The sequence below is a fragment of the Streptomyces muensis genome (genome assembly GCF_021474425.1).
In the GTDB taxonomy this organism is placed as follows: Bacteria; Actinomycetota; Actinomycetes; order Streptomycetales; family Streptomycetaceae; genus Streptomyces; species Streptomyces muensis.
This window is the reverse complement of record NZ_JAKEIP010000008.1, coordinates 99,270-107,092: the sequence shown is the minus strand read 5'-3', so window position 1 is coordinate 107,092 and position 7,823 is coordinate 99,270. Positions and strand designations below refer to the sequence as shown.

The following is a 7,823-nucleotide window of genomic DNA, read 5'->3' as shown; positions in this document are numbered from 1 at the left end:
CGCCCCGGGACGGCAGCCCCACGGCCACCCGCCGTACCCCGCTCGACGCCCTGCCCTCGCCGGTCCGCCGGCTGCCCGTGCTGCTGACGCTCGCCGCCGCGCTCGTCGCGGGCGGCGGTTTCGGGGTGGGCGCCCTCGCCTTCGGCGGCGCCGACGACGGGACGCGGAGCCCGGAGGTCAGGGCGAAGCCCGTGGCCACCCCTTCCGCCCTCCCGTCGCCGACCGTGACCCGTAGCGCGTACCCGTACGGCAGGCAGGTCGGCCTGCGCGACGGGCTCGGCGCGGGCCAGTGCGTCGACGCCGACTGGAAGGGCGAGGACTTCGAGGGACGGCCAGGCCTCAAGCTCGTCGACTGCCGTGACGACGACCCCCAGGGGCAGGTCATCGCGACCGTGGCGGCCGAGCGGGGCGCACCGGCGACCGACACGGAGGCCGTACGCGGCGAATGCGCCCGGCGTACCGCCGAGTTGCGGGCGACCATGCCCGACCCGGTGCTGTACGTCCTGACCCCCGAGTCCGGTCAGAGCGAGCCGCCCGCCTCGGCCTGTCTGCTCTTCCTGAAGCACGCCACCCTCGGCGGCCCCCTCGGTGACTTCCGCAGGTTCGGCGACGAGGTGTACATCACCCAGCTCGGACCCGGTGACTGCATCAACTCCGAGGAGGACGAGGACGGTTCGACCACCGAGACCCTGGTGTCCTGCGACGAGCCGCACGACGAGCAGATCGCCGGCTGGACGTGGGCGTCGGGCGAGGGCTCCTCGGACAGCGTCGACACGGGAGGGCTCTGCGAGGAGAAGTACGGCGTCGACTGGGCTCGCGGCAAGGGGCACGAGATGTGGGGCTGGTCCTCCACGGACGAGGAGTGGGACGCGGGCTTTCGCCACGTGATGTGCAGCGTGGCCCGCGAGGACGGCAAGAAGCTGCCGGCGGGAGGCATGAAGCCGGCCTACTGACCGATGGCCGACCCCCTTGTGATGGGGAGGGGTCCCGGGCGGGTACGGGATCCTGCTGAACGCATCCACCCACCGAGCCGAGATCACCATGAACCACCGAGGGAGACCAGCGATGCCCCTGAAAGCCAGCCTCGCGCGCGGTGTCACGCCCACGACACCCGGCACCCTGCACGCCCGCACGGTCACCGGAGATCTCACGGCCCCGCCCCGCCCGGGCCTGACGGTGCGCTTCGGCCGGGGCGACCGGCCGGACGTGGACCTGGGGGTCGGCGTGGACGATCTGCGGGTGAGCCGACGGCACGGCGAACTGACGTACCAGCAGGGGCAGTGGTGGCTGCGCAACACCGGACAGCAGCTCGTCCGGCTGCCCCGCGGACGGATGATGCACACCGCGACCGAGCCGATGCCGCTCGCCACCGGCTACACCCCGCTGTTCGTGAAGGGCTCCGGGTACCGGGAACACCTGGTCGAGCTGTACGTCGCCGGCCATGACGACCAGGGCCCGGTCGCCCGGCGCAGGGCCGAGACGGTGCGGCCGGACATGTGGCCGCTCGACGACGACGAACGGCTGCTGCTGGTCGTCCTGGGCCAGCGCTATCTGCTGTACGAGGAGGACCCGCGGCCCCTGAGCTACGCCATGGCCGCCCGGCAACTCGCCGACCTACGGCCCGACGCGGGCTGGAACGAGCGCAGGATCGAGTACCGCATCGAGGACGTACGCCGTCGGCTGGACCGCACCGGCTTCCGCTACCCCCTGCTGCACGACAGGTCGCAGGGCCGCCCCGGCGACAACCGTCTGCTGCACAACCTGCTGCGGGGCCTGGTGGAGTCCACGACGCTCGTCCCGCCGGACCTGGACCTGATGGAGGACGACGCCACGTTCCCTCCGGACCACGAAGCGCACTGACGCGACCGGCCGGCCCCGCAAGTCGGTACACGGGCGCGGACGTCGCCCTCGCGGGCGGGCATCCGGTGGCCGGTGCCCGCCCGCGAGGCCTGTCTCACGACGCGTCGACGACCGTGCCCGTCACCACCGGCCCGCCGGGCACCGGCTCACCGGAGTCGTCGGCCAACCGCAGACGCACCGACTCGGCCGGCTCGGCGACCGTGTCCTTGCGTGTCGGCACGGTCACCTCCGTGCTCGACTCGCCCGCGGGGACGGACACCCACAGCGACAGCCCCTCGACCTGGGACAGCGGTCGCTCCGGATCCGGCGAGGCCCCGGTGGCATCCCTGAGCCAGGCCGGGTCGACGTCCTTGCTGGACAGCTCCCGGCCATCCGTGACCGGAACCACGGCGAGCATGCCGCCGACCTCGACATCGGCCGGAGTCGACAGGGTCACCCGCCACTTCAGCGGCTTCCCTTCGGTCACCCGGTCCGCGACCGGAGTCATACCGAGCGTGGGGACCGGGTCGTCGTTCTTGGCGGTCACCCCGCCGAGGTGCGAGCCGACCACGCTGCTGCGGACGGCCTTCACGAAGACGTTGTGCGTGACGTCGTCGCCGTAGCGGGTGTTGCCCAGGACCTTCACCGGTACGTCGATGTCGTGCGCGCCGGGCCGTACCGTCACCAGCCGGTGCGTGACCCGGTCCGTGGCCGGGTCGGTGACGAACAGCCGTACCTGCCCGTCACCCCGCCCCGACACCTCGACCGGCACCCGGTACGTCCGCTCGCCCGAGTCCCCTTCCTCGACGGTCAGCCGGCCCACGTCGACGCGAGCCAGCGGAGCCTCCCGCACCTGGGCGGTGCCCGGCCGCCAGGCCCAGGCGTCCATCAGCCAGGCCCGCCCGGACCTGGTGCGCGGCGTCAACTCCAGTGAAGCGACGTGCCGCAGGTCGACCGCGGCCACGTCGTCGGCGCCGATCGGCACCCGCACCTCGCGCGCCCAGTACGACGCGGTCCGGTTCGATCCCGGCAGCCCGTCGACCTGGACGCGGCCGAGCGTCCGGTGCCGTCCCGCGGTGTCGGTGACGGAGACGTCCAGCCGGGTTCCGGTGCTGTTCGGAGGCACGATGACACGCAGCGCCAGCGCCTTGGCACCGGTCAGCGACAACGACCGGTCGGGACGTACCCGTACGGGAGAACCCGCCGCGGACCAGCGCAGCGCGACCGCGCGGCGGCCGGGCTCGCGGTCGGTCTCCCACCGCGCGAAGTGCGGTGACGTACCGGCCGTCTCCGACGCGAGACAGGCGGTGGCCGACGACGGATGCACCGCCGAGCACAGCCGGCCCCCGCTCACGGTGACCTTGCCGTCCGGCAGGAAGCCCGCGCCGCGCCGGGCGCCCACCGCATGGGTGAGGACACGCGCGGGATCGGCCGAGGGCGCGCGGCGGCCCGAGCCGTCGAGCAGCGGACGGACCCGGTCGTCCCCGGCGACGAACAGCCGTGCCGCCGCCGCGATGTAGGTCGCGCCGGCCCGGTGCTGCTGGTCGGCGGTCAGCCGGGTACGGGTGCCCGGGGAGCAGACCGGGTCGGGCTCCTCCTCGTCGTGCCAGAAGTCGTCGTCGGCGGGCGCCACGGCCTGCCCCGGCGTCCACTCGCTGTTGAAGTAGTTGTGGTTGGCGCCCACCATGTACACCGCGCTGTGCAGCGCGGCACCGCGGCTGACCTGCCGGGTGCCGTCGACGTACACCTCGCCCTGGAGGTCGGAGACATCGCCGTCACAGCCCGGCAGGATCGTCATCGACGGCACGTCCGGCACCGGGTTCTGGCCGAAGATCGTCGGGCCGATGAGCACGGTGCCGCGAACGCGCCAGCGCACCGGGCCGCGATACCCGTCCTGCGGCGCGGGCGGCGGGTAGAGGCTGTCCATCGCCGCCCGGTTCACGCCCTCACCGCCCCGCGAGTGCCCGACCAGCAGCACCCGCGACAGATCGGCCCGGGGCGCCTTCCGTACGGCCGCCGGTGCCGTGCCCGGATGGGCGGACCAGCCGGCCCAGCGGGCGAGATGCTGCCGTACGAGCGAGGAACGGGCCTGTGCGCCGCCGTCCTCGGCGTTCCAGTCCTGGCCGTTGATGCCGTTGGCGGAGATCGACACCGTCACATAGCCCTGGGAGGCCAGGAGCCGCTGGTCGCGCAGATAGCCCCGATGGCTCGGGATGGGCTTGGTGCCGGCGGGGCAGGGCCACTCGCCGCCGGTCTCGCCCTGCGGGGTGTAGCAGGTGGAGTGGCGTCCGTGGAGGAACAACGCGAGCGGACGGCGGCCCTGAGCGCCCTTGGGTGCCACCACCACGGCCTTCATCTCGACCGGCTGGGGGAATCCGGGCAGCCGTACCGGGTCGAGGCCGTACTCGCCGGTGACGGTCCGGTACGCACCCGGCTTGCCGGGATCGACCTGGTTCGCCGGCAGCCGCTGGGGGACGGGCGCCGCCGAACGCGGGCCGCCGGACGTCGGCTCGGGCGCGTCCAACCGCCGCCCGGCCGCCCGTACTTGCAGGTCCTGCGGGGAGTCCAGCGGGACACCGTCGAGTCCGAGCCGGAACGTCCGCCCGTCCTTCGCCGGCGCCGGACGGCCGAGCAGCCGGTCACCGGCGTAGAACTCGACCCGCGCGTCCCCCATCGGGACCCGCTCGTCGGACCGCCACACCAGCTTCCGCGCGGCCCCCTCGCCGGTGATGCTCCAGTCGGCCGGCAGACCGTCACCGCCGCCGGCCGCACGCTCTAACGGCCGTATGTCGGACGCCTGTTGAGCCTCAGCCCACCCTGGCGACGCCCCCACCATCGCGAGCACCGCCAGAGCGGTGACCCCTATTCGCCGGGCACGGATCACGTGCCCCTCCTTCCGTCGGCACCGGGACGGCCCCGGGCCCCTCACCCGGAGAGGACGGCGGGCGGGACTTGTGCGTTGCCTGTGCCAGGAGAGAAGAGCGAGGGCCGCCCCGGGCGCCCGGCGCGAGCGGAGGACTGGGAGGGCGTACGACGGGAAAGGCCACCACAATGAGCCGAACTCCCCAACGCCGCGCCGCCGTTGTCGGCACCGGCCACCGCGCCCAGACCTTCACCCGGGCCCTCGCCGAACGCCCCCACCACCGCGTCGCCGCCCTCTGCGACCCCAGCCCTGCCCGCATGGCCTTCCACAACCGGCTGCTGGCCGACCACGGCGAGCCCACCGCCACCCAGTGGGAGCCGGACCGCTTCACCGAGATGCTCGCCAAGGAGGACATCGACGAGGTCGTCGTCACCACCGTCGACGCCGAACACGACCGCTACATCGTCCCCGCCCTCGAGGCGGGCTGCCGGGTGGTCACTGAGAAGCCCATGACCATCGACGCGGACCGCTGCGCCCGGATCCTCGACACGGTCCGCGACACCGGGAACTCTCTCACCGTCGCCTTCAACTACCGCTTCAACCCGGTGCACGAGAACGTCCGCGCGCTCCTCGCCGACGGCGCGATCGGCGAGATCCTCTCCGTCCACTTCGAGTGGCTGCTCGACGTACGCCACGGCGCCGACTACTTCCGCCGCTGGCACCGGGAGAAGGACCGCAGCGGCGGACTGATGGTGCACAAGTCGGGCCACCACTTCGACCTGGTCAACTGGTGGCTCGCCGACGAGCCGGCGGACGTCTTCGGCTACGGACGGCTCGGCTTCTACGGCCGTGCGGCGGGCGAACGCCACGGGCTGCGCCGGGACTACGACCGCGCCCACGGCGCCGCCCCGGCCGCCGACGACCCCTTCGCCCTGGACCTGGCCGCCGACGACACCCTGCGCGCCCTCTACCTCGACGCCGAACCGGACAACGGGTACGTCCGCGACCGCAACGTCTTCGACGGGCCCGTCACCATCGAGGACGACATGGCCGTCCTCGTGCGCTACGCGAAGGGCGCGACGATGACGTACCACCTCACCGCCTACTCACCGTGGGAGGGCTACCGGGTCATGTTCAACGGCAGCGCCGGACGCCTGGAACTCGAGGTCGAGGAGAGCCGCTGGCAGCCACCCCGGATCCGGATCGCCTCGAACAGCGGGGCGCTGCACGGGGACACGGCGGCGGAGCACGCGGGCGGCGCACGGCTCACGCTGCGCCCGCTGTGGCGACCCCCCGTGGACGTTCCGCTCGTGACCGCCCACGAGGCCCATGGCGGAGGCGACCCGCGCATGCTCGACGCCCTGTTCGGCCCCGTCGGTCCCACGCGGCCGGCCGGCTCTGGGGCGACGTCCGGTACGGCGGCGCATCCGCGTCATCCGCATCCCACGGCCACCGAACGCGATGGCGCGCTGGCCCTGGCGGTCGGGCTCGCCGCCAACCGGTGCTTCGAGACGGGGCAACCCGTCGGTGTGCGGGAACTGGTCCCCGGGCTCGCTCAGGTCCAGGCGCGGTAGGGCTCGTCGATCAGCTGGAACACCGGCTCGCCGCGGACCGGGTCCTTGGCCGTGGACAGCCGGACCCGGTCCCCGCTGTGGATGCCGATCGGCGGGCCCATGACCCGGCCGCGCACCACGAACCCCTCGGCCATCTCGACGAGGGACACATTGCGCGCGGCGGGGGTGTTGCGGTGCACGGTGGTGGAGTGCCGGACGGTCCCCACACCCGCACTGCGCTCGGTCCGCAGATCACTGCCCTGACAGACCGGACACAGCAGCCGGTGGTACATGGCGGTGCCGCACCAGGTGCACCGCTGGAAATGGATGGCCTCCCGGTCGGCGGCCGTGGACGCCGCGGGGTCGAGGACGCCGACCGCGGAACCGGCGGTCTGACGAACAACGCTTCCTGAGTGGTGGTACACGCTGGTCAACTCCCTGCGCTGGGCCGGAATCCCCCGTGCGCGGGTCACCCGTGCACGGACGTGCCCGGTTCACCGTGCCACCGTGCACGGCCTCAGCGTATGGCACTCAGTGCCACTCGTAAAGGCACTGCGTACCCTGAATATGTGGAGGGTGCGTGCCCCTCAGTCCCGTGCGAGTGTCGTCTCGATCTCCTGCACGACCCGCCACAGCGGTGCGCCGCGCCGGGACACCACGACCACCACGTCCTCGGCCGGCTCGTCGGCCGGTCCGTCGGGCGATCCGCCGGCGGGGCGCGGGGGAGGGGCGGCGCCGAAGGCGGACTGCACATACCCGAGGGCGTGGTCCACCTCGGCGCTCGCATCGCCCTGGCCGTCCGAGCGCAGCCAGGAGCGCAGCGCGTTGTTGTGCGCCGCGACCACGGCGGCGGCGATCACGTCGGCCTGGAGGGTCCCGTCGCGCCGGCCGCTGAAACGCCGGCGCAGGTACTCGGCGAGGGCGCGCTCGTAGCGCCAGACGACCGACAGCTCGTAGGCGCGCAGTCCCGGCACCTGCTTGGTGAGCCGGTAGCGCTGGACCGAGAAGGTCGGGTTCTCCGCGTACATGCGCAGCACCAGCCGGGCCGCGTCGCACACCCGTCGCACCGGTTCGTGGTCCTGTTCCTCGCCGCTCGTCGCGAGGAACGCCGTCATGTCGGCCAGGCACCGCTCGTGGTCCGGGAAGACCACGTCCTCCTTGGACGGGAAGTAACGGAAGAACGACCGCCGCCCGACACCGGCGAGCGTCACGATGTCGTCGACCGTCGTCTGCTCGTAGCCCCGCTCCAGGAACAGCTGGAAGGCCGCGGCGACCAGCGCCTCCCGCATCGGGGGCTTCGCCGCCGCGGCCTCCGCCTTCTCGCCGCGACCGGGCGTCGCACTGCTGGAGCTCATGAACGGGAACGTAGCACCAGAGCGAGGGCCATGGCACTCAGTGCGCTGCTCAGGGGTACTGAGTGCTGCGCGGTGGGCCGGGGGACGGTCACCCTGAGTGCCCTGCCGCGGCGGGGGCTCCCTCGGCAATTCGTCACGGCCTGGAGGGAATCGGCCGGCGGGAGCTGTGGTCGGCGGGCCTGTGACCTCGGCAGACCGATATTTGCCTCGGCT

Annotated in this window: 5 protein-coding genes and 1 pseudogene; 3 read left to right on the top strand and 3 right to left on the bottom strand. The window is 73.1% G+C overall.

Annotated features, from left to right (window positions below):
- Together L0P92_RS04270 and L0P92_RS04265 are read left to right on the top strand one after the other, a co-directional pair.
- Window positions 1–953: pseudogene (locus L0P92_RS04270) on the top strand (serine/threonine-protein kinase); the annotation flags it as partial.
- A gap of 112 nt (window positions 954–1,065) precedes the next feature.
- Window positions 1,066–1,860, top strand: coding sequence for an FHA domain-containing protein (locus tag L0P92_RS04265; protein WP_234761113.1), 795 nt, complete (start codon window positions 1,066–1,068; stop codon window positions 1,858–1,860).
- A 94-nt stretch (window positions 1,861–1,954) separates the two neighbouring features.
- Here the strand turns inward: L0P92_RS04265 and L0P92_RS04260 are convergent, their stop codons facing one another.
- The gene (locus tag L0P92_RS04260; RefSeq protein WP_234761111.1) at window positions 1,955–4,723 is read right to left on the bottom strand and encodes an alpha/beta hydrolase; all 2,769 of its coding nucleotides are present in this window, start codon (window positions 4,721–4,723) and stop codon (window positions 1,955–1,957) included.
- A gap of 167 nt (window positions 4,724–4,890) precedes the next feature.
- Between L0P92_RS04260 and L0P92_RS04255 the strand changes: the two genes are divergently transcribed.
- On the top strand, window positions 4,891–6,276 hold the full coding sequence (locus tag L0P92_RS04255) for a Gfo/Idh/MocA family protein (RefSeq protein WP_234761110.1): 1,386 nt from the start codon (window positions 4,891–4,893) through the stop codon (window positions 6,274–6,276).
- Here the strand turns inward: L0P92_RS04255 and L0P92_RS04250 are convergent.
- Both L0P92_RS04250 and L0P92_RS04245 read right to left on the bottom strand, forming a co-directional pair.
- The gene (locus L0P92_RS04250; RefSeq protein WP_234761120.1) at window positions 6,258–6,680 is read right to left on the bottom strand and encodes a Zn-ribbon domain-containing OB-fold protein; all 423 of its coding nucleotides are present in this window, start codon (window positions 6,678–6,680) and stop codon (window positions 6,258–6,260) included. The two genes, L0P92_RS04255 and L0P92_RS04250, sit on opposite strands and share 19 nt — an antisense overlap.
- 162 nt (window positions 6,681–6,842) lie before the next feature.
- A complete protein-coding gene (locus L0P92_RS04245; RefSeq protein WP_234761109.1) occupies window positions 6,843–7,610 on the bottom strand; it encodes a TetR family transcriptional regulator in 768 nt (255 codons plus the stop codon).
- Window positions 7,611–7,823: the final 213 nt, after the last annotated feature.

Coding starts and splice junctions, on each gene's coding strand:
- L0P92_RS04265 (WP_234761113.1), top strand. CDS start 1,066: ATGCCCCTGAAAGCCAGCCTCGCGCGCGGTGTCACGCCCACGACACCC.
- L0P92_RS04255 (WP_234761110.1), top strand. CDS start 4,891: ATGAGCCGAACTCCCCAACGCCGCGCCGCCGTTGTCGGCACCGGCCAC.
- L0P92_RS04245 (WP_234761109.1), bottom strand. CDS start 7,610: ATGAGCTCCAGCAGTGCGACGCCCGGTCGCGGCGAGAAGGCGGAGGCC.